Source organism: Nocardia sp. NPDC004415 (genome assembly GCF_053602435.1).
This window is the reverse complement of sequence record NZ_JBSGDP010000004.1, coordinates 134399-159136: the sequence shown is the minus strand read 5'-3', so window position 1 is coordinate 159136 and position 24738 is coordinate 134399. Positions and strand designations below refer to the sequence as shown.

Sequence of the window (24738 nt, the reverse complement as noted above, 5' to 3'; positions counted from 1 at the left end):
CAGCGCGTGGCTTTCAACGATGCGGGCCCGTCACCTCGGGACACCCCACAGGTACAGGAAGGAACGCATCGTGGCCGCACATCGCCCTGCTCAGCCCAGGGGCCGCGAACCCGCGGCGCCGGCCGCCGTCAATACTGACCGCGCAGGTGGCTCACGTCGCCCGCCGAGACGGCCCGCTCGCCGATGATCAGCCTGCCGCTGTCGTCGACGCCGGTGGCCGTGCCGGTGACCACGTCACCGCCGGGCAGTTCCGCGCGCACGTCGAGGCCGATGGTGGTGCAGCGGGTGCGATAGGCGTCGGCGAGGTCGGTGGTGTCCCAGCCGGCGTCCTGCCAGGCGGTGACCCGGCGGGCGAACTCGGTGAGGATCGCCGCGGCCAGCGCGGTGCGGTCGGCCTCGGGCAGCCCGGCCAGGCGCAGCGAGGTGGCGTGCGGGACGGGCAGTTCGTCTTCGGTGAGATCGACATTGAGGCCGATCCCGGTCACCACGCCGGGGGTGTCACCGGCCGCGACGAGCTCGGCCAGGATGCCGGCCAGCTTGCGCCCGTCCAGCAGCACGTCGTTGGGCCATTTCAGCTCGGGCTCCAGCCCGGTCGCCGAGCGCAGCGCGTCGACCACCGCCACGCCGGCCAGCAGTGGCAGCCAGCCCAGGATCGCGGGCACCACACCGGGCAGCCGGACCAGGATCGACATCGACAGCTGCGCGCGCGGCGGGCTCACCCATTCGCGCAGGTGCCTGCCCCGTCCGCTCACCTGCTCCTCGGCCAGCAGCGCCTGACGGTCGATGGAACGATCGACGGCGCGCAGGACCAGATCGGCATTGGTGGATCCGGTCGAGTCCACCACGTCGACGCGGTCGTAGAACGACGGTGCCGTCGCGGCGACGGAGCTGCGCAGACGCGGGGTATCGATCGGTGCCCTGTTCATTCCCGGCACGCTACTAGGCCCCGGCCGTGAACGATCACCACCGCCGCTAGCTGCGGTTTTCTCTACTGACCGGTAGCCGAGACTGCCGTAGTGCGCGGACGTGTCGGTGGCTACACTCGCAACCCATGACGAGTGTCCAGCAGCAGCCCGCCTCGGAATCGGCGGGCGCCCCCGATATCCACACCACCGCCGGGAAGCTGGCTGACCTGCGGAATCGGCTGGAAGAAGCGCAACACCCGATGGGTGAGGCCGCGGTCGACAAGGTGCATGCCAAGGGCAAGATGACCGCCCGCGAACGCATCCTGGCCCTGCTCGACGAAGGCTCCTTCGTCGAACTCGACGCCCTCGCCAAGCATCGCAGCGTGAATTTCGGCCTGGAGAACAACCGCCCGCTCGGTGACGGCGTGGTGACCGGTTACGGCACCATCGACGGCCGTGACGTCTGCATCTTCTCCCAGGACGTCACCGTGTTCGGTGGCTCCCTCGGCGAGGTCTACGGCGAGAAGATCGTCAAGGTCATGGACCTGGCGCTCAAGACGGGCCGTCCGCTGGTCGGCATCAACGAGGGCGCGGGCGCGCGCATCCAGGAGGGTGTCGTCTCCCTGGGCCTCTACGGCGAGATCTTCCACCGCAATGTGCAGGCCTCCGGCGTGATCCCGCAGATCTCGCTGATCATGGGCCCCGCCGCCGGTGGCCACGTGTACTCCCCCGCGCTCACCGACTTCGTGGTGATGGTCGACCAGACCTCGCAGATGTTCGTCACCGGTCCCGACGTGATCAAGACCGTCACCGGTGAAGAGGTCACCATGGAGGACCTGGGTGGCGCGCACACCCACATGACCAAGTCCGGTGTGGCCCACTACGTGGCCTCCGGCGAGCAGGACGCCCTCGACTACGTCAAGGACCTGCTCGGCTACCTGCCCAGCAACAACCGCGCCGAGGCGCCGCGGCACGAGCCCAGCGACCCGATCACCGGCGCGATCGAGGAATCCCTCACCGACGAGGACCTCGAGCTCGACACGATCATCCCGGACTCGCCCAACCAGCCCTACGACATGCACGAGGTCATCCGCCGTCTGCTCGACGACGACGAGTTCCTCGAGGTGCAGGCCGAGCGCGCGATGAACATCATCTGCGGTTTCGGTCGCGTCGACGGCCGCAGCGTCGGCATCGTGGCCAACCAGCCGACCCAGTTCGCCGGCTGCCTCGACATCGACGCCTCGGAGAAGGCCGCGCGCTTCGTGCGCACCTGCGACGCCTTCAACGTCCCGATCATCACCCTGGTGGACGTGCCCGGCTTCCTGCCCGGCACCGGCCAGGAATACAACGGCATCATCCGCCGCGGCGCGAAGCTGCTCTACGCCTACGGTGAGGCCACTGTGGGCAAGATCACCATCATCACCCGCAAGGCGTACGGCGGGGCCTACGACGTGATGGGTTCCAAGCACATGGGTGCCGATGTGAACCTCGCGTGGCCCACCGCGCAGATCGCCGTCATGGGTGCGTCCGGAGCCGTCGGTTTCGTCTACCGCAAGCAGCTCAAGGAAGCCGCCGCCAACGGCGCCGATGTCGACGCTCTGCGCCTCGAGCTGCAGAACGAGTACGAGGACACCCTCGTGAACCCGTACGTCGCCGCCGAGCGCGGATACGTCGACGCGGTCATCCCGCCCTCGCACACCCGGGGCCAGATCGTGTCGGCGCTGCGACTGCTCGAACGCAAGATGGTGAGCCTGCCGCCGAAGAAACACGGCAACATTCCGCTCTGAAAACGCGATATCCCGGATAGGCCGCGCACACTGGTTGCCAGGACGCAACTATTGATCGGCGCGCGCCTACCGGGAATGATCGCGGTTACCGCGCTGTGACATCGAAGCATCACGCTTCGTCCCGGGGCAGATCTCCCGGACGAGGCAGGAAGGATCTGGCACTGTGACAACTGTGGCAGAAGAGGACGTGTTGACCGCCGCCGAGCTGGAGCTCGCCGTCGAACCGCTCGTCGAAGAGGTCGAACTGTCTGTGAGCGCGGTGGCCGAGGTTCCCGCGGACGCCGTCGGCGAGCCGATGTTCCGCATCCTCAAGGGCGCCCCCACCGACCAGGACATCGCCGCGCTCGTGGCGGTGCTCGCCGCGGCCGCCGCCTCGGCGCCCGCGGGTGGCCAGGACGGCCCGCGCGACAGCTGGGGCACCGCGACGCTGATGCACCGGGGTACCTCCCCGTTCTCGCCGTACGCGTATCCGATGCTGTCGCACCTGCGCTGACGCGGGTGACCCGACTGGTTCTGGCGTCGGCGTCCCCCGCCCGGCTCGGAGTACTGCGCACGGCGGGCATCGATCCCGTCGTGCGGGTCTCCGGGGTGGACGAGGACGCCGTCGCCGCGGCGCTGCCCGCCGGTACGTCACCGGAGGGCATCGTCGTCGCCCTGGCCCGTGCCAAGGCGCTCGACGTCGCCGCCACGATTCCCGAACTCGCCGAGGACTGCGTGGTCGTCGGCTGTGATTCCATGCTGCTCGTCGACGGGCAGCTCCAGGGCAAACCGCACACCCCCGAGGTGGCGCGGGCGCGCTGGAAGGGCATGGCCGGACGCAGTGCCGACCTGCTCACCGGGCACTGCGTGCTACGCCTGCGCGCGGGCGAGATCGTCGCCGAGGCGGCCGAGTGCAGCGGTACCACCGTGCATTTCGCCGAGCCGGGCCCCGACGAGCTCGACGCCTACATCGCCACCGGCGAACCATTGCAGGTCGCCGGCGCGTTCACCCTCGACGGGCTGGGCGGCTGGTTCGTCGACCGCATCGACGGCGATCCCTCCAGCGTGATCGGGATCGGCCTACCGCTGCTGCGCAGGCTGCTCGAAGACGTCGGCGTCGGTGTCACACAGCTGTGGCGGGACGCGCGGGCCTGAGGGCGCGATCATCCGTTCTTCCCCAGCCGGTTGCGCGGCCCCGGCGGGCTGCGCGGCCACTTCCTCGCCGTAGGTGAGTTCCAGCCGGGCCGTGCACAGTTCCGGCTCGGTGAACGGGTGCAGCTGCACCCCGATCCGGCCGCGGGCGCCGTTGCGCTCGAGCACTTCGCGCATGAGTCCCAGATGCACGCCGCACACCACCTCGGAGTGCGAGCGGGCCAGTTCGCGCAGCGGGCAGGCGGTGAGGGTGATTCCCACGTGTTCGGCGGTCTCCCCGACCGGGTCCTTCTCCGGCGCGAAGCCCAGTTCCGACATCAGCGACATGGTGATGTCGCGCGCGTCGGCCAGCGATTCCACCGGCTGGGCGCCGATGTCCATCCGCGCGCCCCAGGCGCGGCCCGCCTCGACGGCGGCCGCCGAGCGGGTGATCGGATCGGGGCCGAGATGGTCGGCCAGCACCTGGGCCAGTTCCTGGTATCCCACCGATCGCTGGACCGCGCGATAGCCGATGCGCGGACGGCCGCGACCGCGGGGCGGCTGCTGGAACTGGCGCACCAGCGATTCGCGGGTGAGGACGTCGAGGTGGAAGCGCACGGTGGTGACGTGCTGTCCGGTGATCCTGGCCAGTTCCTGGGCGTCGAGGGGCTCGGTGGCGCCACGTAGGATCGCGAGCAGTCGCCGCCGCGGCCAAGAATCGGACATAGCTCACCCCTCCTCTCCAGAGACTTTATCGGACGCAAGTGCGCTTTATTCGTCCATTGTGTCGATTCGTGATGCGCCACCACACACTTACCATCGGCTGCGACCCAGCTACAGCCGCACCCACCCAACTCGCGTGAAGGACCACACCGTGCCCGTCGCCCCGGATCCGCACCCCGCCTTCGGTTCCTACGCAGCCCCGCATCGATTGGTAACCACAGAATGGCTGTCCGCAAACATCGGCGTGCCGGGTTTGAAGATCATCGAGTCCAACGATGACATCCTGCTCTATGACATCGGGCATGTCCCCGGCGCGGTCAAGATCGACTGGCGTGGCGATCTCAGCGACCCCGTGACCCGCGATTACATCGACGGACCGCGTTTCACGGCGCTGATGCGCGCCAAGGGCATCGCCCGCGACGACACCGTGGTGATCTACGGCGACCGCGGCAACGCCCAGGCCGCGCACACCGCCTGGATCTTCACCCTGTTCGGGCACGAGGACGTGCGCCTGCTCGACGGCGGCCGCGACGCGTGGATCTCCGAGGAACGCGACACCACGTTCGACCTGCCCCACCTGGTCGCGGGCGACTATCCCGAGGTCGAACGCGACGACAGCACCGCGCGCGCCTTCCGCCAGGAGGTGCTCGACCGGCTCGGCGCCCCGCTGGTGGACGTGCGCTCGGTCCAGGAGTACTCCGGCGAGCTCGAGGACAAGCCGCTGAAGCAGGAGTACGCGACGCTGCGCGGCGGTCACGTGCCGACCGCGGTCAACATCCCCTGGACATCGGCCGCGACTTCGGACGGAAGATTCCGCTCGCGCGCCGAGCTCGACGAGGTCTACGGGGAGCTGGCCGCGGCGGATCTGGTGGTCTACAGCCGGGTCGGCGAGCGGTCCAGCCACACCTGGTTCGTCCTGACCTTCCTGCTCGGCCGCAGGTCAGTGCGCAATTACGACGGGTCGTGGATCGAGTGGGGCAACTCGGTCGGACTACCCGTGACCCAGGGCGCCGAGCCGGGCGTGGCGAACCAGATGATTTGAAACATGTTCACATCACAGCCCGGCGCGTAGTGTGACCTGCGACCTACTCGACGGTAGGGCTAGCCGAGTTCGAGCTGGGTTGGCACACTGCCTACACTCGCCCGAGACGAAAGTTGTCGATCCCGGGCACGGGGCCTGTACGGCGACCCGTCCCCCGAAGCGACCAAAGAATGCACACAGGAGGCTCAGTGCCCAGCCATGCCAGCGCACGGATCACGAAGGTACTCGTAGCTAACCGCGGCGAGATCGCGGTCCGCGTGATCCGGGCTGCCAAAGACGCGGGAATCACCAGTGTCGCGGTCTACGCCGAGCCCGATGCCGACGCTCCCTTCGTGAAGCTCGCCGACGAGGCGTTCGCCCTCGGCGGTCAGACCTCGGCCGAGTCGTACCTCGTGTTCGACAAGATCCTCGACGCCGCGGCCAAGTCCGGCGCCGACGCGATCCACCCGGGTTACGGCTTCCTCTCCGAGAACGCCGACTTCGCCCAGGCCGTCCTCGACGCCGGGCTCATCTGGATCGGCCCCTCGCCGCAGTCCATCCGCGACCTCGGCGACAAGGTCACCGCGCGCCACATCGCCGAGCGCGCCAAGGCGCCGATGGCCGCCGGTACCAAGGACCCGGTCAAGAACGCCGACGAGGTCGTCGCGTTCGCACAGGAATACGGCGTTCCGGTCGCCATCAAGGCGGCGTTCGGTGGCGGTGGCCGCGGCATGAAGGTCGCGCACACCATCGAGGAGATCCCCGAGCTGTTCGAGTCGGCCACCCGTGAGGCCATCGCCGCCTTCGGCCGCGGCGAGTGCTTCGTCGAGCAGTACCTGGACAAGGCCCGCCACGTCGAGGCCCAGGTCATCGCCGACCAGCACGGCAATGTCGTCGTCGCCGGTACCCGCGACTGCTCGCTGCAGCGCCGCTTCCAGAAGCTCGTCGAGGAGGCGCCCGCGCCGTTCCTGTCCGACGACGTGCGCGCCAAGATCCACGACTCCGCCAAGCGCATCTGCCGCGAGGCCGGCTACTACGGCGCGGGCACCGTGGAGTACCTGGTGCAGGGCGAGACCGTGTCGTTCCTCGAGGTGAACACCCGTCTGCAGGTGGAGCACCCGGTCACCGAGGAGACCGCGGGCATCGACCTGGTGCGTCAGCAGTTCGCCATCGCCAACGGCGAAGAGCTCTCGATCAAGGAAGACCCCACTCCGCGCGGTCACTCCTTCGAGTTCCGGATCAACGGTGAGGACGCCGGTCGCGGCTTCCTGCCCGCCCCCGGCCCGGTCACCGTCTACTCCGAGCCCACCGGCCCCGGCGTGCGTGTCGACTCCGGCGTGGTCGCGGGCAGCGTCATCGGCGGTCAGTTCGACTCCATGCTGGCCAAGCTGATCGTCACCGGCGAGAACCGCATGCAGGCACTGCAGCGGGCCCGCCGCGCGCTGGCTGAGTTCCAGGTCGACGGTCTGGCCACGGTCATCCCGTTCCACCGCGCGATCGTCGAGGATCCGGCCTTCGTCGGCAACGGTGAAACCTTCGAGGTCTACACCAAGTGGATCGAGAACGAGTGGAAGAACACCGTCGAGCCGTTCACCCCCGGTGGCGCGCCCGCCGAGGACGACGAGGATCTGCCCCGGCAGAAGGTCGTCGTCGAGGTCGGTGGCCGTCGCGTCGAGGTGTCGCTGCCCGGTCAGTTCACCCTCGGTGGTGGCGCCGCCGGTTCGGCCGGTAACGGTGTCGTCCGCAAGAAGCCGAAGGCGCGCAAGCGCGGCGGCGCGGGCGGCGGCGCGGCCTCCGGTGACGCGGTCACCGCGCCCATGCAGGGCACCGTGGTCAAGGTCGCCGTCGAAGAGGGTCAGTCCGTCGAGGCGGGCGATCTGATCGTGGTGCTCGAGGCCATGAAGATGGAGAACCCGGTCAACGCGCACAAGGCCGGTGTGGTCACCGGGCTGTCCGTCGAGGCGGGTGCCGCGATCACCCAGGGCACCGTCCTGGCGGAGATCAAGTAGAACGTGGTCACGCGAAGGGCGCCGGTTTCCGACCGGCGCCCTTCGCTGTTTCCGGCCACGCCGGGATCGGTCCCGCTACCCGGCGTTGCGCTGGGGTCGCGCGGATGAACGGCGGTTGAAGACCACCGCCCCGCCAGCGCGTCCACCCGGTTCGGGCCTATCGTGAACGAGTGTCCAGCGCTGTCTCGAACGATCAGGATTCATCGACGCCCCCGGCCACCGTCGCCGAGGTGATCCAGGCGCGGCGCGCGTCGGGTCTGCGCGCGGACGGCCATCGGCTCGCCCTGGTGATCGAGGGTGGCGGCAGTCGCGGGGTGTACTCCAGCGGCATGGTGCAGGCGCTCGAGGAACTCGGGCTCGCGGGGATCTTCGACGCGGTCTACGGCACCTCGGCGGGTGCGATCAACGGTGCCTGGCTGCTGTGCGGGCGCGCGGCGACGGGGATGCGGTCGTGGACCGATCCGGCGATCATGCGCCGGGTGGTCGACCCCGTGCGGGTGCTGCGCGGACGGCCGGTCTTCGATCTGCACTACCTCGTGCACCGGGTCTACGACGGCATCGAGCCGATGGACTTCCCGGCGATCCTGGCCAACCCCACCACCCTGCACCCGATCGCGACGGATATCCGGACCGGGCAGTCGGTGGACCTCGCACCCCACATCGTCGACAAAACCACCCTGCTGACCGCGCTACGGGCCTCCGCGGGCCTGCCCCTGCTCGCCGGTCCACCCGTCCCCCTCGGCGACAGCAGCTACTTCGACGGCGGCCTCACCGAAACCGTCCCGATCCGCACGGCGGTCCGCGCGGGCGCCACCCACGCCCTGGTCCTGCGCACCCGCCGCACCGACGAACTCCGCCCACCCGCACCCCTGCTGCACCGCGTGGTCGGCGGCGGCTACATGCGCGCCGTCGCGCCCGGCGCCTACCGGGCCTGGTCGCAGCGCCCCGGCCAGCAGGCCGTCGAGGACCGCTTCCTGGCCGACCTCGGCGACCGCGTCCTCCAGATCCACCCGCCCGCCGCCGCCCCACCCGTCGACAGCGCCGCCCGCGACACCGACCTCCTGGCCCGCGCCCTCGACCTCGGCCGCACCGCCGTCCACACCCTCCTCGGCACCACCATCGACCCGACCCCGGCTCTGGACGCCTGAGAAGTCACCGCCGCCAGAGCAGGGTGATCCGCCTCCGGGACGGGGACGGGCGTCGTCGCGCGGAGCTCGGCCCTCTAGGCTGCTGGGCGTGGAACCGATCGAGATCAACGCGGGCGCCTGGTATCTGCGCGCCCTGCGGGCCGACGAGCGCATCGACGACCGGCCCGCCCTGGCCGACGGCGGCATCACCGATCCGGACTACGTGACGACCCGCTCGGCGCAGTGGGCCGACGAGACGCACTTCTCCTGGGCGGTGTGCGTGCCGACGACCGCCGAACTGGTCGCCGAGATCGGCGTGACTCCCGGCCCCGACGACACCGCGACCGTCACCGGCTGGGCCCGGCCGGGCGAGGACGAGGCCCTCGCGGCCGGACTCACCTCGGTCCACCGCTTCGTCGCGGGCGCCCTGGGACTCACACCCACCAGCTGAGGTCTACCCCTTCTCCCGCAGCAGCACCGCGTCCAGCGCGTCCACCGCGCGCTCCAGCTCCTCCTCGGTGACCGTCAGCGGCGGCCGGAACCGGATTCCGCGATCACCGGAACCGAGCAGCAGCACATGCTGACGTTCCCGCATCGCCGTCACCACCCGCTCCCGCAGGTCGTGGTCGGCCAGCGTGATCGCGCACATCAGCCCGCGGCCGCGCACCTCGCTCACCTTGTCCGGATGCGCGGCGGCGAGCTGGCCCAGCTGGTCGAGCAGGAACGCGCCGAGCGGGCCGACCCGCTGGATCACCCGGTACTGTTCCAGCACTTCGAGAATGCGTCGCGTGCGCACCATGTCGGTGAGATTGCCACCCCAGGTGGAGTTGAGCCGCGAGCTCACCCGGAAGACATTGTCGACGATCTCGTCCACGCGCCCACCGGCCATGATCCCGCAGACCTGGGTCTTCTTCCCGAACGCGACCACGTCGGGTTCCACCCCGAGCTGCTGGTAGGCCCAGGTCGTGCCGGTCATCCCGACCCCGGTCTGCACCTCGTCGAGGACGAACAGCGCGTCGTTGGCGTGACACAGCCGCTGCATCGCGCCGAGGAACTGCGGGCGCAGATGCCGGTCGCCACCCTCGCCCTGGATCGGTTCGGCGATGAAGCAGGCGATGTCGTGCGGATGCGCGGCGAAGGCCCGCTCGGCCTGGGCCAGCGATGCGGCCTCGAGCGCCGCGATATCGGGTCCGGCGAAGGTGTGCGGGGTGTCGATGCGCGGCCAGTCGAACTTCGGGAAGCGCGCGGTCTTGACCGGATCGGTGTTGGTGAGCGACATCGTGTAGCCGCTGCGGCCGTGGAAGGCGCCGGTCAGGTGCAGCACCTTGGTACCGAGTTCAGGTGCGCGACCGTGCAGTTCGTTGTGCCGCGACTTCCAGTCGAAGGCCACCTTCAGCGCGTTCTCCACCGCCAGCGCACCGCCGTCGACGAAGAACAGATGTGGCAGCCGGGGATCGCCGACGACGCGGGCGAAAGTCTCCACGAAGCGGGCCATCGCGACGGTGTAGATGTCGGAGTTGCTGGGTTTGTTCATGGCGGCCGTGGCCAGCTCGGCGCGGAAACGCTCGTCGCCGGCCAGCGCGGGATGGTTCATCCCCAGGGCATTGGAGGCGAAGAAGCCGAACATGTCCAGATAGGCGGTGCCGTCGCGTTCGTCGATGAGCGTGCGGCCATGCGACTTGTGCAGGTCGAGCACAAGATCGAAGCCGTCCGCGAGGATGTGCGAGGACAGGATTTCACTGACCCGGTTGGCGGGGGTGACCGCCGCGCCGGGGCGCTCCAGTTCGATGGTCACACTGCCGAGGATACGCAAATATTTACGGAACCTCTACGCAATGGCGGAACAATTACGAAGAATCGTTACCTGTCATAGAATGTCTGCAGAATGATGGTGCTGCGCGTGCGCACATTGGCGGTGGCCCTGATCTCGGCGAGCAACTGCTCGAGATGCCGCGGCGAGGCCACCCGCACCAGCAGGACGTAACTCTCCTCGCCCGCCACCGAGTGGCACGCCTCGATGCCGGGAATGTGCTGCAACAATGCGGGCGCGTCATCGGGCTGGGAGGGGTCGAGAGGAGTGATCGCGACGAACGCCGACAACAGGTGCCCGAGCGCCTCGGGATCGACATGGGCCGCGTATCCGCGGATCACCCCGCGCGCTTCGAGTCTGCGCACCCGCGACTGCACCGCCGAGACCGAGAGGCTGGCCTTCTCCGCCAGATTCGACAACGTGGCGCGACCATCGGCCATCAGTTCCCTGATCAATAGTCGGTCGATGTCGTCGAGCTGGGGTCTAGCCGGTGAATCCGCCATCAGCGAAGGCTAACCCAGCGCGGGGGTTGCGCGGGGAAAACTTCTTTCTGTTCCCCACCGAAATTCGCCGAACTTTTCCGTGAGTCGTACCAACCAGCAGAAGGTGAGCAAGATGATCGACACCGTGACCGAGCACTTCTCCGAACAGCTGGCGCTGCGGGCCAGGGCCCTGCTGCACGGACTCGGCGCGAGCGTCCCCGAACCCGGTGCCCTGCAGGCCCGCACCCCGATCTCCGGTGGCGTCCTGCTCTCGCTGACCCCCGACACGCCCACCACCGTCGACACCGCGATCGGCCGCGCCGCCGGGGCGTTCCAGGGCTGGCGCACGGTCCCGGCACCGGTGCGGGCCGCGCTGGTGCGCAGACTCGCCGAGCTACTCGTCACCCACCAGCGTGAGCTGGCCGAACTGGTGACGCTCGAGGCGGGCAAGATCGGCGCCGAGGCACTGGGCGAGGTGCAGGAGATGATCGATGTCTGCGAGTTCGCGATCGGCCTGTCGCGCCAGCTCTACGGCGCGACAATGCCTTCCGAGCGCCCCGGGCACCGGCTCATGGAGACCTGGCATCCGCTCGGCGTGGTCGGGGTGATCTCGGCGTTCAACTTCCCGGTGGCGGTCTGGGCGTGGAACACCGCCATCGCGCTGGTCTGCGGGGACACCGTGGTGTGGAAGCCGTCGGACACCACCCCGCTGACCGCGCTGGCCTGCCACACGCTGCTGCGTCGCGCGGCGGTCGAGGTGGGCGCCGATCCCGAAGTGCACCAACTGGTTCTGGGCGGCGCGCAGGTGGGCGCGGTGCTGGTCGACGATCCGCGCGTGGCGCTGCTCAGTGCCACCGGCTCGGTGCCGATGGGTGCCGCGGTGGCGCCGCGGGTGGCGGCCCGCTTCGGCCGCTGTCTGCTGGAGCTGGGTGGCAACAACGCCGCGATCGTCGCGCCCAGTGCCGATCTGGATCTGGCGGTGCGCGGCATCGTCTTCGCGGCCGCGGGGACGGCGGGTCAGCGGTGCACCTCGCTGCGCCGGTTGATCGTGCACCGCTCGATCGCCGACGAGCTGGCCGAGCGGCTCGTCGCCGCGTACAACCAGCTGCCCGTGGGCAATCCGCTCGACGACGGCGTGCTCGTCGGGCCACTGATCAGCGAACGCTCCTACACCGCGATGCAGGAGGCGCTCACGCGCGCCGAAGCCGACGGTGGCGAGAACCTGTGCGGTGGCGAACGCGTCGAGATCATCGGCCCCGACGCCTATTACGTGCAGCCCGCCGTGGTACGCATGCCCACCCAGACCGCGCTCGTGCGTGAGGAGACCTTCGCGCCGATCCTCTACGTGCTCACCTATGACGACATCGACACCGCCATCGCGCTCAACAACGATGTGACCCAGGGCCTGTCGTCGGCGATCTTCACCCGCGACCAGCGCGAGGCGGAGCTGTTCCTGGCCGAATCCGACTGCGGCATCGCCAATGTCAACATCGGCACCTCCGGCGCGGAGATCGGCGGGGCCTTCGGCGGTGAGAAGCACACCGGCGGCGGGCGCGAATCCGGGTCCGACTCCTGGAAGGCCTATATGCGCCGGGCCACCAATACCGTCAACTACTCCACCGAGCTGCCGCTGGCCCAGGGCATTCATTTCGGCTGATCAGCCAGCCGATTTCGCCATTCCCGCCACCACGTGTACAGTGGTGTTTACGACGCGGGATGGAGCAGCTCGGTAGCTCGCTGGGCTCATAACCCAGAGGTCGCAGGTTCAAATCCTGTTCCCGCTACTACGACGAAGGCCCCGGAGTTTCGACTCCGGGGCCTTCGTCGTTTCCGGGCCCGCTAGCCGGCGCCCAGACGCAGCGTCCAGTTGCCCCGGTGATGCAGCCGGGTGATACCGGCGGGCGGAACATCGATGCGCCAGAACGACTTCGGGGGCGCGTCGAGCACCACCAGCAGCGCGGCCCTGATCACCGCGGGATGGGTCACCGCGATCGTGTCGTGTCCGGCCGAGGCGATCTCGGCCAGCCAGAACCGCACCCGTTCCACCAGGTCGGTCACCGATTCGCCACCGTGCCCGCGGAATTCCGGGTCGGTCAGCCAGGCGAAGAGCTGATCCTGTGCCAGCGCGCCCATCTCGCTGCCGCGCCACGAGCCCGCGTCCAGATCCCGTAATCGGTCGTCCTGCTCGCCGACCAGTCCCAGCGCCTCGGCGGTCGCGCGGGCCCGTCGCTCCGGGCCGGTGCGCACGCGCGCGCCGGTCAGCGGCGAACAGCCGCGCAGCGCGGCCAGCCCCGACTCGTCCAGGGGTTCGTCAACAGGGAATCGCGCCTTCCGTACCGCCTCGGTAAGGCCATGGCCGACCAGGTCGACTCTCAGCACCGTTTGCACGAGAGTTCAGCGTAGCTGCGGCACGGATCATGGTGTGACCCCGCACACCCTTCGCGCCGGGGGACGTTCGTGACCAGCGTTTTCGCGGTTCACCGGATCTGTCGGTGGGCCGGTGCACACTGGAACCCATGGATCGCTTCTCCCCCGCCACCGCGCAGTGGTTCGACGGCGCCTTCGCCGGGCCCACCGCCGCGCAGCTCGGCGCGTGGAAAGCCATCGCCGACGGGGAGAACACGCTGGTCATCGCGCCCACCGGGTCGGGAAAGACGCTGTCGGCGTTCCTGTGGGCGATCGATCAGCTGGCCACCCGTGAACCACCGGAGACGCCGGGTACCTCCGTGCTCTACGTGTCGCCGTTGAAGGCCCTGGCCGTCGACGTGGAGCGCAATCTGCGGGCGCCGCTGGTGGGTGTCACCCAGACGGCCAAACGGCTCGGCCTGGAGCCGCCGGCGATCTCGGTCGGCGTGCGTTCCGGCGACACCACCCCGGCCCAGCGCCGCGCCATGCAGCGCACCCCGCCCGACATCCTCATCACCACGCCCGAGTCGCTGTTCCTGCTGCTCACCTCCGCCGCGCGGGAAACCCTCGCCCGGGTGCACACGGTGATCGTCGACGAGGTGCACGCCATCGCGGGCACCAAGCGCGGCGCGCATCTGGCGTTGTCGCTGGCCCGGCTCGACCAGCTCACCGAGCGCCCGGCCCAGCGCATCGGGCTCTCGGCGACGGTGCGGCCCGCCGAGGAGGTGGGGCGGTTCCTGGTCGGTTCGGCGCCCATCACCATCGTGCGCCCGCCCGCGCCCAAGACCTTCGACCTGTCGGTGCGGGTGCCGGTGGCGGACATGACCGCGCCCGAGGAGTCCGATCAGCCCGGGTCCATCTGGCCACATGTCGACGAGGCGATCGTCGACCTGGTGCTCGACCACCGTTCCTCGATCGTGTTCGCGAACTCGCGGCGCCTGGCCGAACGGCTCACCGCCCGGCTCAACGAGGCCTACGCGACACGGCTGGGCGAGCCGGTGGAGACCGAGCACGCGCCACCCGCCCAGCTGGGTCCCTCGACCGAGGTCATCCACGGCGCCGATCATCTGCTGGCCAGGGCTCATCACGGGTCGGTCAGCAAGGAGCAGCGCGCGATCATCGAGGACGATCTCAAGAGCGGGCGGCTGCGCTGTGTGGTCGCCACGAGCAGTCTCGAACTCGGCATCGACATGGGCGCGGTGGATCTGGTGGTGCAGGTCGAGGCGCCGCCGTCGGTGGCCAGCGGGTTGCAGCGGGTGGGGCGGGCCGGGCATCAGGTGGGTGAGGTGTCGCGGGGTGTGCTGTTCCCCAAGCATCGCACCGATGTCATCCACTGCACCGTCGCGGCCCAGCGCATGCTCACCGGCGAGATCGAACTGCTCCAGATCCCCACCCACCCGCTCGACATCCTGGCCCAGCAGACCGTGGCCGCCTGCGCGCTGGAACCCCTCGACGTGGACGGCTGGTTCGACACCGTCCGCGCCACCGGCAGCTACGCCGCCCTCCCGCGTTCGGCCTACGAGTCCGTGCTCGACCTGCTGGCCGGGCGCTACCCCTCCGACGAGTTCGCCGAGCTGCGCCCCCGCGTGGTGTGGGACCGCGACGCGGGCACCCTCACCGGCCGTCCCGGTGCCCAGCGCCTGGCCGTCACCTCCGGCGGCGCCATCCCCGACCGTGGCATGTTCGCGGTGTTCATGGTGGGCGAAAAGGCTTCGCGGGTGGGCGAACTCGACGAGGAGATGGTCTACGAGTCGCGCGTGGGCGATGTCTTCGCGCTCGGGGCCACCAGCTGGCGCATCGAGGAGATCACCTTCGACCGCGTGCTCGTCTCCCCGGCCTTCGGCCTGCCCGGCCGCCTGCCGTTCTGGCATGGTGACGGTTTGGGCCGTCCCGCCGAACTGGGCGCGGCGCTGGGTGAATTCGTGCGGTCGGCGGGTCAGGTGCCTGCCGATGATCTGACGCGCATCGTCGCGGGGATGGGCGCGGAGGCGGCGGTGGCCGAGCTGGGCAAGCCCGCGATGCGGCTCGATCAGATGGTGCGGACCGCCGGGCTGGACCAGAACGCGACGGCGAATCTGGTGGGGCTGCTGGAGGAACAGCGCGGGGCGACGGGACAGTTGCCGACGGATCGCACCTTGATCGTCGAGCGATTCCGGGACGAGCTCGGGGACTGGCGGCTGGTGCTGCACTCGCCGTTCGGTACCCCGGTGCACGCGCCGTGGGCGCTGGCGGTGGGTGCGCGCTTGCAGGAACGGTTCGGGGTGGATGCCGCGCCGACGGCCTCCGACGACGGCATCGTGGTGCGGCTGCCCGACACCACCGACGAACCGCCCGGCGCGGAGCTGTTCGTCTTCGAGCCCGACGAGATCGACGACATCGTCACCGAGCAGGTCGGCGGTTCGGCACTGTTCGCCTCCCGCTTCCGCGAATGCGCTGCCCGCGCGCTGCTGCTGCCGCGCCGCGACCCGGGCAAACGCGCGCCGCTGTGGCAGCAGCGCCAGCGCTCGGCCCAATTGCTGGATGTGGCACGCAAATTCCCGCAATTCCCGATCCTGTTGGAGACCGTGCGCGAATGCCTGCGCGACGTCTACGACCTGCCCTCGCTGCGCGACCTGCTGACCAGACTGGCCCGCCGCGAGATCCGCCTGATCGATGTCGAGACCGCCACCCCGTCCCCGTTCGCCAATGCCCTGCTGTTCTCCTACATCGGCCAGTTCCTCTACGACGGCGACAGCCCCCTGGCCGAACGCCGCGCCGCCGCCCTCGCCCTGGACTCCAGCCTGCTCGCCGAACTCCTCGGCCGCGTGGAACTGCGCGAACTCCTCGACCCCGCCGTCCTCACCCTGACCGAACGCGAACTCCAGCGCCTCACCCCCGAACGCCATGCTCGCGACGCCGAGGGCCTGGCCGACCTGCTGCGACTCCTCGGCCCCCTCACCCCCACCGAAGCCGCCGCCCGCTGCGTCCCGCGTTCCGGGAGCACCACGGCGGAGGCCGGCCCGGCTACGCTCGCCGATTTCGACGCACCGGCCTGGTTCGCGGAACTGCGGGATTCCCGCCGCGCACTGGAGGTTTCGTTCGCGGGGAAGACATGGTGGGTGGCGATCGAGGACGCGGCACGACTGCGTGACGCGCTCGGCGTGCCCCTGCCGATCGGGGTGCCGCAGGCATTCATCGAACCGGTGCCCGATCCGCTCGGTGACCTCGTCGGCCGCTACGCCCGCACCCACGCTCCCTTCACCACCACCGACGTGGCCGCCAGATTCGGTCTCGGCACGGCGGTGGCGACCACCGCACTGCACCGGCTGCTGGCCGAGAAACGCGTGGTGGAAGGGGAATTCACCCCCGAGACCGCGGGCACCGAATGGTGTGACGCGCAGATCCTGCGCCGGCTGCGCCGCCGCTCCCTGGCCGCGGCCCGGCACGAGGTCGAGCCGGTCGCCACCGCCGCCTTCGCCCGCTTCCTGCCCGCCTGGCAGCATGTCGGCTCCGGCGAACTGCGCGGTATCGACGGCGTGGCCACGGTCGTGGAACAGCTCGCGGGCGTGCCGATTCCGGCTTCGGCCTGGGAGTCACTCATCCTGCCGATGCGCGTGCGCGACTACAGCCCGGCCTACCTCGACGAACTCATGGCCACCGGCGAGGTGATCTGGTCCGGCCACGGCGCCATCACCGCCCGCGACGGCTGGATCGCCCTGCACCTGGCCGACCAGGCCCCCTTCACCCTGCCCCCGCCCGACCCGATCGACCCCACCGACACCCAACTGTCCCTGCTGGCCGCGATGGGCGCCCAGTTGGAGCCACGCCCCCGGCCTGCCCCACCGGTCGACCTCGACAGTGCGGAACCCGTTACCCAGGGCACCACCACACATCGCGAAGTCCGTCGCCCCGGCGATCCGCCCGACACCGAGGCCACTCCCGCGAGCCGGGCCCGCAGCACCCCGACACACATCGCGCGCCCGACCAACACCGATGCCAGCCCCGCGAGCCGGGCCCGCAGCAGCCGGTCGCACATCGCCGGTCCAGCCGATGCCGAGGCCGGCCTCGATCCGGTGCGTGCGGACACCGCGCCGGTCGCCGGGGACGCGGCGGTGGTCTCCCTGCCGCCCACGCTCAGTGGCGGCGGCGCGTACTTCTTCCGCCAGCTCTCCGACGCCACCGGCCTGCTCGACGACAAGGCCGCCGGGGACGCGCTCTGGCAGCTGGTCTGGGCCGGATACGTCTCCGGTGACACCTTCGCCCCGGTGCGCGCACTGCTCTCCGGCACCGCCCGCTCCACCACCGCGCACCGCACGCCGCGTCGTGCGCCACGCGGTCGTGCCTATCTGCCCCGCGCCGCGATGCCGACCCGCTCGGGTCCGCCCTCCCTCGCCGGGCGCTGGTCCATCCTCCCGGAACGCGTGCAGGACAACACCGTTCGCGCCCACGCCACCGCCGACCAGCTCCTCGAACGCTACGGCGTGCTCACCAGGGGCTCTGTCCAGAACGAGGGCGTGCCGGGTGGGTTCGCACTGATGTACCGGGTGCTCACCGAATTCGAGGACCGGGGCCGCTGCCGGCGCGGCTATTTCGTCGACACCCTCGGCGGCGCCCAGTTCTCCACCACCGACACCGTCGACCGGCTGCGCTCCTTCGACACCGACCGCAGTACCGTCCGCGCCGAGACCACACTGGCGCTGGCGGCCTGCGATCCCGCGAACCCGTATGGCGCCGCGCTGCCGTGGCCCAAGGGCGAGGCCGATGGCGGGCACCGGCCGGGCCGCAAGGCGGGCGCGCTGGTGGTACTCGTCGGCGGCGAACTCGTGCTCTACCTCGAACGCGGCGGCAAGACCCTGCTCACCTTCACCGAGGACCCCGGCCTGCGCCGGGCGGGGGCCATGGCGCTGGCCGGGCTGGTCCACGAGCGGCGCGTGGAGTCACTGGTGATCGACAAGGTGAACGGTGACACCGTGCACGGCAACACCTTCGCCGATTTCCTCGTGGAAGCCGGTTTCGCGGTCACCCCGCGCGGCCTGCGACTACGCAGGCAGGTGTAGCCGGATGCCCGAGGGCGACACCGTCTTCCGCACCGCCGAGCGGCTGCGCACGGCCCTGGCCGGAACCACCCTGACCCGCAGCGACTTCCGGGTTCCCCGCTTCGCGACCGTCGATCTGGTGGGCGAGCTGGTCACCGAGGTCGGCAGCTACGGCAAACACCTGTTCATCCGCACCGACCGGGCCAGCATCCACAGCCATCTCAAGATGGAAGGCGAATGGCGGGTGTTCCACTGCGGCCAGCGCTGGACCAAGCCTCGCGTCACCGCCCGCGCGGTGCTGTCCAATGACGAGGTCGAGGCGGTCGGGTTCTCGCTGGGCATCCTCCAGGTGCTGCCGCACGCGGAGGAACACACCGTCATCGATCACCTCGGTCCCGACCTGCTCGGCGAGAACTGGGACCCCGCGCAAGCCCTGCACCGGCTCAGCGAATACCCCCGTCGCGCAATCGGTCTCGCCCTCCTCGACCAGCGGAACCTGGCGGGTATCGGCAATATCTACCGCAGCGAGATCTGCTTCCTGCGCCGCGTGCACCCCGCCGCCCCGGTCGGCGACATCCCCGATCTGCCCGCCCTGGTCGACGAATCGCACCGCGTCCTCACCAAAGCCGCCCACCAACCGCCCTGGCGGCCCATGGTCTACGGCCGCACCCGCCGCCCGTGCCCCCGCTGCGGCACCACCATCGTCTCCCGTCTCCTCGGCGAAGACGACCCCGCCGACCGCATCACCCAGCGCGAACGCGGCATCTACTTCTGCCCGCGCTGCCAACCGGAACCCGCCACGACGCGCTGAGCCATTGCGTCGCACCGGCACCACGACGCATCACCGATCCTGCGGCACCGGCTCCAGCAATTGCGGCCGGGGTTCGGGCGCCGCCGCCCGCAACGCGTCGGCGGAGATGTCATCGGGCTGGGTCTGCGACTCGATCTCCGCGCGCACCCGCGCCTGGTACGTGGTCACCTCCCGGTCGATATCGTCGCTGTCCCAGCCGAGTACCGGCGCCACGAGATGGGCGACCTGTTCGGCGCAGTGCGCTCCCCGGTCGGCGTATTCGATCGAGATGCGGGTGCGGCGGGCCAGGATGTCGTCGAGGTGCAGAGCGCCCTCGGCGGCCGCCGCGTAGACAGCTTCGACCTGCAAGTAGGAGGGCGCGTCGGTGATCGGTTGCAGGAGTTCGGGTTTGCCCGCCGCGTAGGCGAGCACCTCGTCGACCAGCGAGCCGTAGCGATCGAGCAGGTGGGTCATCCGGTACGGGTGCACGCCGTACTGTTCGGCCAGCTGCACGGTCTGGTTGACCAGTGCGAAGTAGCCGTCGGCGCCGAGCAGCGCCACCTTCTCGGTGATCGAGGGCGAGACCCGGGCCGGAATGTCCTGGGCCGCTTCGTCCATCGCGTCGGCGGCCATGACCCGGTAGGTGGTGTACTTGCCGCCCGCGATGCTCACCAGGCCGGGCGCGACCCGGGCGACCGCGTGTTCACGCGAGAGCTTGGAGGTCTCGTCGCTCTCCCCGGCCAGCAGCGGGCGCAGCCCCGCGTAGACGCCGTCGATGTCGGCGTGGGTGAGCGGGGTGACCAGCACCTCGTTGACCCGGGTGAGCAGATAGTCGATGTCGGCCTTGGTGGCGGCCGGATGCGCGAGGTCCAGATTCCAGTCGGTGTCGGTGGTGCCGATGATCCAGTGCGCGCCCCACGGGATGAGGAACAGTACCGAGGTGGCGGTGCGCAGGATGACGGCGGCATCGCTGACGATCCGGTCGCGCGGCACCACGATGTGCACACCCTTGGACGCTCGCACATGGAATCGCCCGCGTTGATGCGACAGACCCTGCACCTCGTCGGTCCACACGCCCGTCGCGTTGATCACCACATTCGCCCGCGCCTCGCCGGTGCGCCCGTCCTCGGTGTCGCGCAGCTTCACTCCGACCACCCGGTCGGCCTCGCGTAAGAGCCCGACGACCTGGGTGGAGGTGCGGATGACCGCGCCGTAGTGGGCGGCGGTGCGGGCCACGGTCATGGTGTGGCGGGCGTCGTCGACGACGGTGTCGTAGTAGGTGACACCGCCGATCATCGAGTTCCGGCGCAGGCCCGGCGCCAGTCGCATCGCGCCGTGCCGGGTCAGATGACGCTGGCCCGGAACGGATTTCGCGCCGCCCATGGTGTCGTAGAGGGTGAGCCCGGCGGCGACATACGGCCGCTCCCAGACGCGGTGGGTCAGCGGGTAGAGGAAGCGCAGCGGCTTCACCAGGTGCGGGGCCAGCGTCGACAGGGCCAGCTCCCGCTCCTTCAGCGCCTCCCTGACCAGCCCGAACTCGAGCTGTTCGAGATAGCGCAGGCCACCGTGGAACATCTTCGACGACCGGCTCGAGGTACCCGAGGCGAGATCGCGCGCCTCCACCAGCGCCACCGACAGGCCGCGGGTCGCGGCGTCCAGCGCGATGCCCGCGCCGACCACGCCACCGCCGATGACCAGCACGTCGAACTGTTCTTTCCCCAGCCGCTCCCAGGCCGCGCGGCGATGCTCGGGGCCGAGCTGCGCCGCACCGCCGCGGTCGCGTTTCGCACCGGCCACCAACTCGCCGGGATGGAGGAACGGGAACTCCGGTGTCTGCGCCATGCTCGACTCCTCGCCACCGGCCCGGTGGGCCGGTTCCAGTCGACAGTGTGGGTGCACGACGCGGTCGGGCGCCGCTGGGTACAGGCTAAACGTAGTGCCCGGTGGGCGCCGGGGGCCGCATCCGCGGGCCGCCGGGGCCGCACGCGTCGCACCGCAGTCCGCCACCCCGGTGGGTCCGGTTGGGTAACCTGCGGGGATGCGTCGCTATGTGGCCGCCATCGATCAGGGCACGACTTCGAGTCGGTGCATCGTCTTCGACCGGCACGGCCGGATCGTGGGAACCGCACAGCGGGAGCACCGCCAGATCTTCCCGAAACCCGGTTGGGTGGAACACGATCCGGTCGAGGTGTGGCGCAATACCGAGTGGGTGCTCGGCGCCGCGCTGGGCAACAGCGGCTGTTCGGCGGGCGACCTCGCCGCCATCGGAATCACCAATCAGCGCGAGACCACCGTGGTGTGGGACCGGGCCACCGGCGAGCCGGTCTACAACGCCATCGTCTGGCAGGACACCCGCACCGACCAGCTGTGCACCGAACTGGCGGGTGAGCAGGGCCCGCAGCGCTACGCCGAACGCACCGGACTGCCGCTGTCGACCTATTTCGCCGGGCCCAAGCTGCGCTGGATTCTCGACAATGTCGACGGCGTGCGGGCCCGCGCGCAGGCCGGTGACCTCTGTTTCGGCACCATGGACAGCTGGGTGCTGTGGAAACTCACCGGCGAGCACCTCACCGATGTCACCAATGCCTCGCGCACCATGCTCATGGACCTGCGCACGCTGCGATGGGACGCGCAGATCTGCGCGGAATTCGACATCCCGATGTCACTGCTGCCGGAAATCCGCAGTTCCTCGGAGGTCTACGCCGAGATCACCGCCGGACCGTTCGCGGGTGCGCCGGTGGCGGGCATCCTCGGTGACCAGCAGGCGGCCACCTTCGGGCAGGCGTGCCTGTCGCCCGGGGAGGCCAAGAACACCTACGGCACCGGCAATTTCATGCTGCTCAACACCGGCACCACCCCGGTGATCAGCAAGCACGGGCTGCTCACCACCGCCTGCTATCAGCTCGGCGACCAGCCCGCGGTCTACGCGCTGGAGGGTTCGATCGCCGTCACCGGCTCGCTGGTGCAGTGGCTGCGCGACAACCTGGGCATCATCGGCTCGGCCGAGGAGGTGGAACCGCTGGCCCGCAGCGTCGACGACAACGGCGGTGCCTACTTCGTGCCCGCCTTCTCCGGCCTGTTCGCCCCGCGCTGGCGCCCCGACGCGCGCGGGGTGATCGCCGGGCTCACCCGTTTCGTCACCAAGGCCCATCTGGCCAGGGCCGCACTGGAATCCACCGCCTTCCAGACCCGCGAGGTGGTCGACGCCATGCGCGCCGACGCCGCCGCCCAGCAGCTCGACCTGGAACTGACCACCCTCAAGGTCGACGGCGGCATGACCGGCAACGACCTGCTCATGCAATTCCAGTCCGACATCCTCGACGTCCCCGTCGTGCGCCCGGTCGTCCGCGAGACCACCGCCCTCGGCGCCGCCTACGCCGCGGGCCTGGCCGTCGGCTACTGGACCGGCCTCGACGACCTCCGCGCCAACTGGACCGCCGACCACACCTGGACCCCCACCATGCCCGACCCCGAACGCACCCAGCGCTACACCGAATGGAACAAGGCCGTCGAACGCACCTACAACTGGGCCTGACTCACCCCGCGAACCACCCCGGGATCAATGACTTCCGAGGTCGATCGTCAGGATCTTGACCACGGCGTGCACATCGCCGCGATCGCCTTCGGTCGTGTCGTTGCAGTACTGATAGTCGATTCGACCGGCACCGCTGATCTCGTAGTGGATCGTGCGCGAGTAGCCGACCCCCTTGGGACCGTGGTGCTTACCCCGGAGCACTGTCGAGGACCCGACGCGCGGCGGTTGTCCCGGGGCGATACGCTCCTGGCTCGGGGTCGCCGTCAGACATCGCCGCTCGACCGTGGCGCATCCACTTCGACGAAGTCGGACTCCGGGGCAGACCCGAGATGCACGGCACGCCGCGTCTCGTCACGCATCACAGCGGCGGTCGTGACCCACGCGTGGAGCACTTCACGCAGCGGTGCCGGATCCTCCGAAGCCACGGTCATCACTACCGCATTCCGGATCTCCGCCAGCGCTTCGGCCCGATCATCGGCATCGAATTCGGCCAGCCATGCCAACCCGCCCAGCTCCACCGGCGATGGCGATGACGTGCGTGCGAGGACTGCCTCCACGGCGAACAGCTGAGTGGTCACGGCCGCAGCCTCGTGCAACGCGGTGATGCGCTGTGCCGCGAGCATGATCAGCACCGAACCGTCGGTATCCCGCAGCGAGGCCGACGAGCGCTTGGCTTCATCCAGGAACTCGCGGCGTCGAGCGCCCGCTAGATCACTCACCTGATACATCGACATGCCACGATAATACCAGGATTATGGCATTGTCCGGCTAGCCCGCTGCCGTGGCCAGGCGGGTGATGGCTTCGGTGAGGGTGGGTTCGTCGGCGGTGGTGAAGCACATGCGCAGCGAGTGGCGGTAGGAGTCGGAGACGGCGAAGGCGGCGCCGGGGACGTAGGCGACGCCGGATTCGAGAGCGGTGGGGAGCAAGGTGGAGGTGTCGGTGCCGTCGGTGAAGTCGGCCCAGACGAACATGCCGCCGGTGGCGTCGGTGCAGCGGACGCGGTCGCCGAAGGTGGCGCGGGTGGCGGTGACCAGGGCCTTCGCCCGGGCGGCGTAGGTGGCGCGGATGGTGGCGACGTGGGCGTCGAGCCAGTCGGTATCGGTGAGCAGGGTGGCGGCGACCTGGTGGGTGAGGGCGGAGCCGCAGAGGTCGGCGCCCTGCTTGAGCAGTTCCACGGCGCGACAGACACGCTGCGGGGCGGTCATCCAGCCCACCCGCAGGGCGGGGGCGAGGATCTTGGAGACGCTGGACAGGCGGATCACCTGCGGCGAGTAGGACGCGACGGGGGCCGGGGCGGGCTGGTCGAACCAGAGTTCGCCGTAGGGGTCGTCCTCGATCACCCAGAAGCCGTGTGCCTCGGCGAGTTCCGCCAGCCGCTGCCGCCGCCGCGGCGACAGGGTGACACCACCGGGATTGTGGAAATTGGACACGGTGTGCACCACGGCGGGGCGTTCACCCGCGGCGAGCAGATCCTCCAGGACGTCCAGCCGCAGGCCGTCGTCGTCGAGCGGCACCGCGACGATGCGCGCACCGGCGGCCCGGAACACTTGCAGCGCACCGACATACGCCGGATCTTCCACGATCACGAGCGCGCCGGGATCGAGCAGCACCTCGGCCAGCAGCGACAGCGCCTGCTGCGAACCGTGGGTGACGAACACTTCCTCGACCGGCACCGACCGCCCGATCCGCGTGGACTCGCGGGCGGCGAGCACCTCGCGCAAGGCGGGCCAGCCGGGCGACTCGGTGTACTGCAGCACGGCCGGGTCGGCGAGCGCGGCCTGAGTGGCGGCGGCGATGCGCTCGCGCGGCATGAGCGCGGCGTCGGGCAGCCCACCCGCCAGGCTGATGACATCGGCGCGCGCGGTGAGTTTGAGCAGGTCACGAATCGCCGAGCTCTGCAGACCGGCGAGCTTGCCCGCCAGAGCGGGAGTGGTCGGCGACATGAGAACCTCCGGGTACGCCAGGGGACGCGATGCCCCACCATCGCATATCGCTGACCATGATGTGAAATTCCCGT

At 69.9% G+C, this 24738-nt stretch carries 19 protein-coding genes, 1 tRNA gene and 2 pseudogenes; 13 read left to right on the top strand and 9 right to left on the bottom strand.

Annotation, left to right across the window (positions count from 1 at the left end; genetic code table 11):
- Positions 1-128 precede the first annotated feature (128 nt).
- A complete protein-coding gene (locus ACWEMY_RS03580; protein WP_452388720.1) occupies positions 129-926 on the bottom strand; it encodes a biotin--[acetyl-CoA-carboxylase] ligase in 798 nt (265 codons plus the stop codon).
- A gap of 125 nt (positions 927-1051) precedes the next feature.
- Here ACWEMY_RS03580 and ACWEMY_RS03575 point away from each other — a divergent pair, with 125 nt between their 5' ends.
- The 3 genes from ACWEMY_RS03575 to ACWEMY_RS03565 all read left to right on the top strand — a co-directional run bounded on the left by ACWEMY_RS03575 (position 1052) and on the right by ACWEMY_RS03565 (position 3826).
- The gene (locus ACWEMY_RS03575; RefSeq protein ID WP_452388719.1) at positions 1052-2692 is read left to right on the top strand and encodes an acyl-CoA carboxylase subunit beta; all 1641 of its coding nucleotides are present in this window, start codon (positions 1052-1054) and stop codon (positions 2690-2692) included.
- 163 nt (positions 2693-2855) lie between these two features.
- Positions 2856-3185, top strand: coding sequence for an acyl-CoA carboxylase epsilon subunit (locus ACWEMY_RS03570; protein WP_452388718.1), 330 nt, complete (start codon positions 2856-2858; stop codon positions 3183-3185).
- 5 nt (positions 3186-3190) lie between these two features.
- Positions 3191-3826: a Maf family protein gene (locus tag ACWEMY_RS03565; protein ID WP_452388717.1), complete on the top strand. Its 636-nt coding sequence runs from the start codon at positions 3191-3193 to the stop codon at positions 3824-3826.
- Here ACWEMY_RS03565 and ACWEMY_RS03560 read toward each other — a convergent pair.
- Entirely contained in the window at positions 3752-4528 is a 777-nt protein-coding gene (locus ACWEMY_RS03560) for a helix-turn-helix transcriptional regulator (protein WP_452388716.1), read from the bottom strand. The two genes, ACWEMY_RS03565 and ACWEMY_RS03560, sit on opposite strands and share 75 nt — an antisense overlap.
- 148 nt (positions 4529-4676) lie before the next feature.
- Here ACWEMY_RS03560 and ACWEMY_RS03555 point away from each other — a divergent pair, with 148 nt between their 5' ends.
- The 4 genes from ACWEMY_RS03555 to ACWEMY_RS03540 all read left to right on the top strand — a co-directional run bounded on the left by ACWEMY_RS03555 (position 4677) and on the right by ACWEMY_RS03540 (position 9133).
- Positions 4677-5567 (top strand): sulfurtransferase, encoded by an 891-nt coding sequence (locus ACWEMY_RS03555; protein WP_452388728.1) that lies wholly within the window; start codon positions 4677-4679, stop codon positions 5565-5567.
- A gap of 188 nt (positions 5568-5755) precedes the next feature.
- A complete protein-coding gene (locus ACWEMY_RS03550; RefSeq protein ID WP_452388715.1) occupies positions 5756-7555 on the top strand; it encodes an acetyl/propionyl/methylcrotonyl-CoA carboxylase subunit alpha in 1800 nt (599 codons plus the stop codon).
- 170 nt (positions 7556-7725) lie between these two features.
- On the top strand, positions 7726-8703 hold the full coding sequence (locus ACWEMY_RS03545; protein WP_452388714.1) for a patatin-like phospholipase family protein: 978 nt from the start codon (positions 7726-7728) through the stop codon (positions 8701-8703).
- A gap of 88 nt (positions 8704-8791) precedes the next feature.
- Positions 8792-9133, top strand: coding sequence for a hypothetical protein (locus ACWEMY_RS03540; protein ID WP_375934807.1), 342 nt, complete (start codon positions 8792-8794; stop codon positions 9131-9133).
- Between the two features lie 3 nt (positions 9134-9136).
- Here ACWEMY_RS03540 and lat read toward each other — a convergent pair whose 3' ends face one another.
- Both lat and ACWEMY_RS03530 read right to left on the bottom strand, forming a co-directional pair.
- Positions 9137-10477: an L-lysine 6-transaminase gene (gene lat, locus ACWEMY_RS03535; protein WP_375934804.1), complete on the bottom strand. Its 1341-nt coding sequence runs from the start codon at positions 10475-10477 to the stop codon at positions 9137-9139.
- 65 nt (positions 10478-10542) lie between these two features.
- Positions 10543-10995 (bottom strand): Lrp/AsnC family transcriptional regulator, encoded by a 453-nt coding sequence (locus ACWEMY_RS03530; protein WP_452388713.1) that lies wholly within the window; start codon positions 10993-10995, stop codon positions 10543-10545.
- A gap of 112 nt (positions 10996-11107) precedes the next feature.
- Between ACWEMY_RS03530 and amaB the strand changes: the two genes are divergently transcribed.
- Together amaB and ACWEMY_RS03520 are read left to right on the top strand one after the other, a co-directional pair.
- The gene (gene amaB, locus ACWEMY_RS03525; RefSeq protein ID WP_452388712.1) at positions 11108-12631 is read left to right on the top strand and encodes an L-piperidine-6-carboxylate dehydrogenase; all 1524 of its coding nucleotides are present in this window, start codon (positions 11108-11110) and stop codon (positions 12629-12631) included.
- Positions 12632-12684: 53 nt separating this feature from the next.
- Positions 12685-12758 (top strand) — tRNA-Met (locus ACWEMY_RS03520).
- 55 nt (positions 12759-12813) lie between these two features.
- Here ACWEMY_RS03520 and ACWEMY_RS03515 read toward each other — a convergent pair.
- Positions 12814-13362, bottom strand: coding sequence for a histidine phosphatase family protein (locus ACWEMY_RS03515; RefSeq protein WP_375934798.1), 549 nt, complete (start codon positions 13360-13362; stop codon positions 12814-12816).
- 128 nt (positions 13363-13490) lie between these two features.
- On the opposite strand from ACWEMY_RS03515, the pseudogene ACWEMY_RS03510 reads away from it, so the two are divergent.
- From ACWEMY_RS03510 to ACWEMY_RS03500, 3 genes and pseudogenes are all read left to right on the top strand, one after another.
- Positions 13491-17165 (top strand): annotated as a pseudogene (locus tag ACWEMY_RS03510) (ATP-dependent helicase); the annotation flags it as partial.
- Between the two features lie 312 nt (positions 17166-17477).
- A pseudogene (locus ACWEMY_RS03505) lies at positions 17478-18416 on the top strand (Lhr family helicase); the annotation flags it as partial.
- A gap of 4 nt (positions 18417-18420) precedes the next feature.
- Positions 18421-19206, top strand: a complete 786-nt coding sequence (locus tag ACWEMY_RS03500; protein WP_452388711.1) for an Fpg/Nei family DNA glycosylase — start codon at positions 18421-18423, stop codon at positions 19204-19206.
- A 30-nt stretch (positions 19207-19236) separates the two neighbouring features.
- Here the strand turns inward: ACWEMY_RS03500 and glpD are convergent, their stop codons facing one another.
- Positions 19237-21027 (bottom strand): glycerol-3-phosphate dehydrogenase, encoded by a 1791-nt coding sequence (glpD, locus tag ACWEMY_RS03495; protein WP_452388710.1) that lies wholly within the window; start codon positions 21025-21027, stop codon positions 19237-19239.
- Positions 21028-21223: 196 nt separating this feature from the next.
- Between glpD and glpK the strand changes: the two genes are divergently transcribed.
- Positions 21224-22720, top strand: a complete 1497-nt coding sequence (glpK, locus tag ACWEMY_RS03490; protein WP_452388709.1) for a glycerol kinase GlpK — start codon at positions 21224-21226, stop codon at positions 22718-22720.
- 24 nt (positions 22721-22744) lie between these two features.
- Here the strand turns inward: glpK and ACWEMY_RS03485 are convergent, their stop codons facing one another.
- The 3 genes from ACWEMY_RS03485 to ACWEMY_RS03475 form a co-directional block, all read right to left on the bottom strand.
- Complete coding sequence (locus ACWEMY_RS03485; protein WP_452388708.1) at positions 22745-22921, bottom strand: hypothetical protein; 177 nt, start codon at positions 22919-22921, stop codon at positions 22745-22747.
- Between the two features lie 62 nt (positions 22922-22983).
- A complete protein-coding gene (locus tag ACWEMY_RS03480; protein WP_452388707.1) occupies positions 22984-23454 on the bottom strand; it encodes a hypothetical protein in 471 nt (156 codons plus the stop codon).
- 34 nt (positions 23455-23488) lie between these two features.
- Positions 23489-24664, bottom strand: coding sequence for an aminotransferase-like domain-containing protein (locus tag ACWEMY_RS03475; protein ID WP_452388706.1), 1176 nt, complete (start codon positions 24662-24664; stop codon positions 23489-23491).
- Positions 24665-24738: the final 74 nt, after the last annotated feature.

Excerpts from the sequence above, each read along its gene's own strand:
- ACWEMY_RS03580 (WP_452388720.1), bottom strand. The coding sequence starts at position 926 with ATGAACAGGGCACCGATCGATACCCCGCGTCTGCGCAGCTCCGTCGCC.
- ACWEMY_RS03575 (WP_452388719.1), top strand. The coding sequence starts at position 1,052 with ATGACGAGTGTCCAGCAGCAGCCCGCCTCGGAATCGGCGGGCGCCCCC.
- ACWEMY_RS03560 (WP_452388716.1), bottom strand. The coding sequence starts at position 4,528 with ATGTCCGATTCTTGGCCGCGGCGGCGACTGCTCGCGATCCTACGTGGC.
- ACWEMY_RS03530 (WP_452388713.1), bottom strand. The coding sequence starts at position 10,995 with ATGGCGGATTCACCGGCTAGACCCCAGCTCGACGACATCGACCGACTA.
- amaB (WP_452388712.1), top strand. The coding sequence starts at position 11,108 with ATGATCGACACCGTGACCGAGCACTTCTCCGAACAGCTGGCGCTGCGG.
- ACWEMY_RS03500 (WP_452388711.1), top strand. The coding sequence starts at position 18,421 with ATGCCCGAGGGCGACACCGTCTTCCGCACCGCCGAGCGGCTGCGCACG.
- glpD (WP_452388710.1), bottom strand. The coding sequence starts at position 21,027 with ATGGCGCAGACACCGGAGTTCCCGTTCCTCCATCCCGGCGAGTTGGTG.
- glpK (WP_452388709.1), top strand. The coding sequence starts at position 21,224 with ATGCGTCGCTATGTGGCCGCCATCGATCAGGGCACGACTTCGAGTCGG.
- ACWEMY_RS03480 (WP_452388707.1), bottom strand. The coding sequence starts at position 23,454 with ATGTCGATGTATCAGGTGAGTGATCTAGCGGGCGCTCGACGCCGCGAG.
- ACWEMY_RS03475 (WP_452388706.1), bottom strand. The coding sequence starts at position 24,664 with ATGTCGCCGACCACTCCCGCTCTGGCGGGCAAGCTCGCCGGTCTGCAG.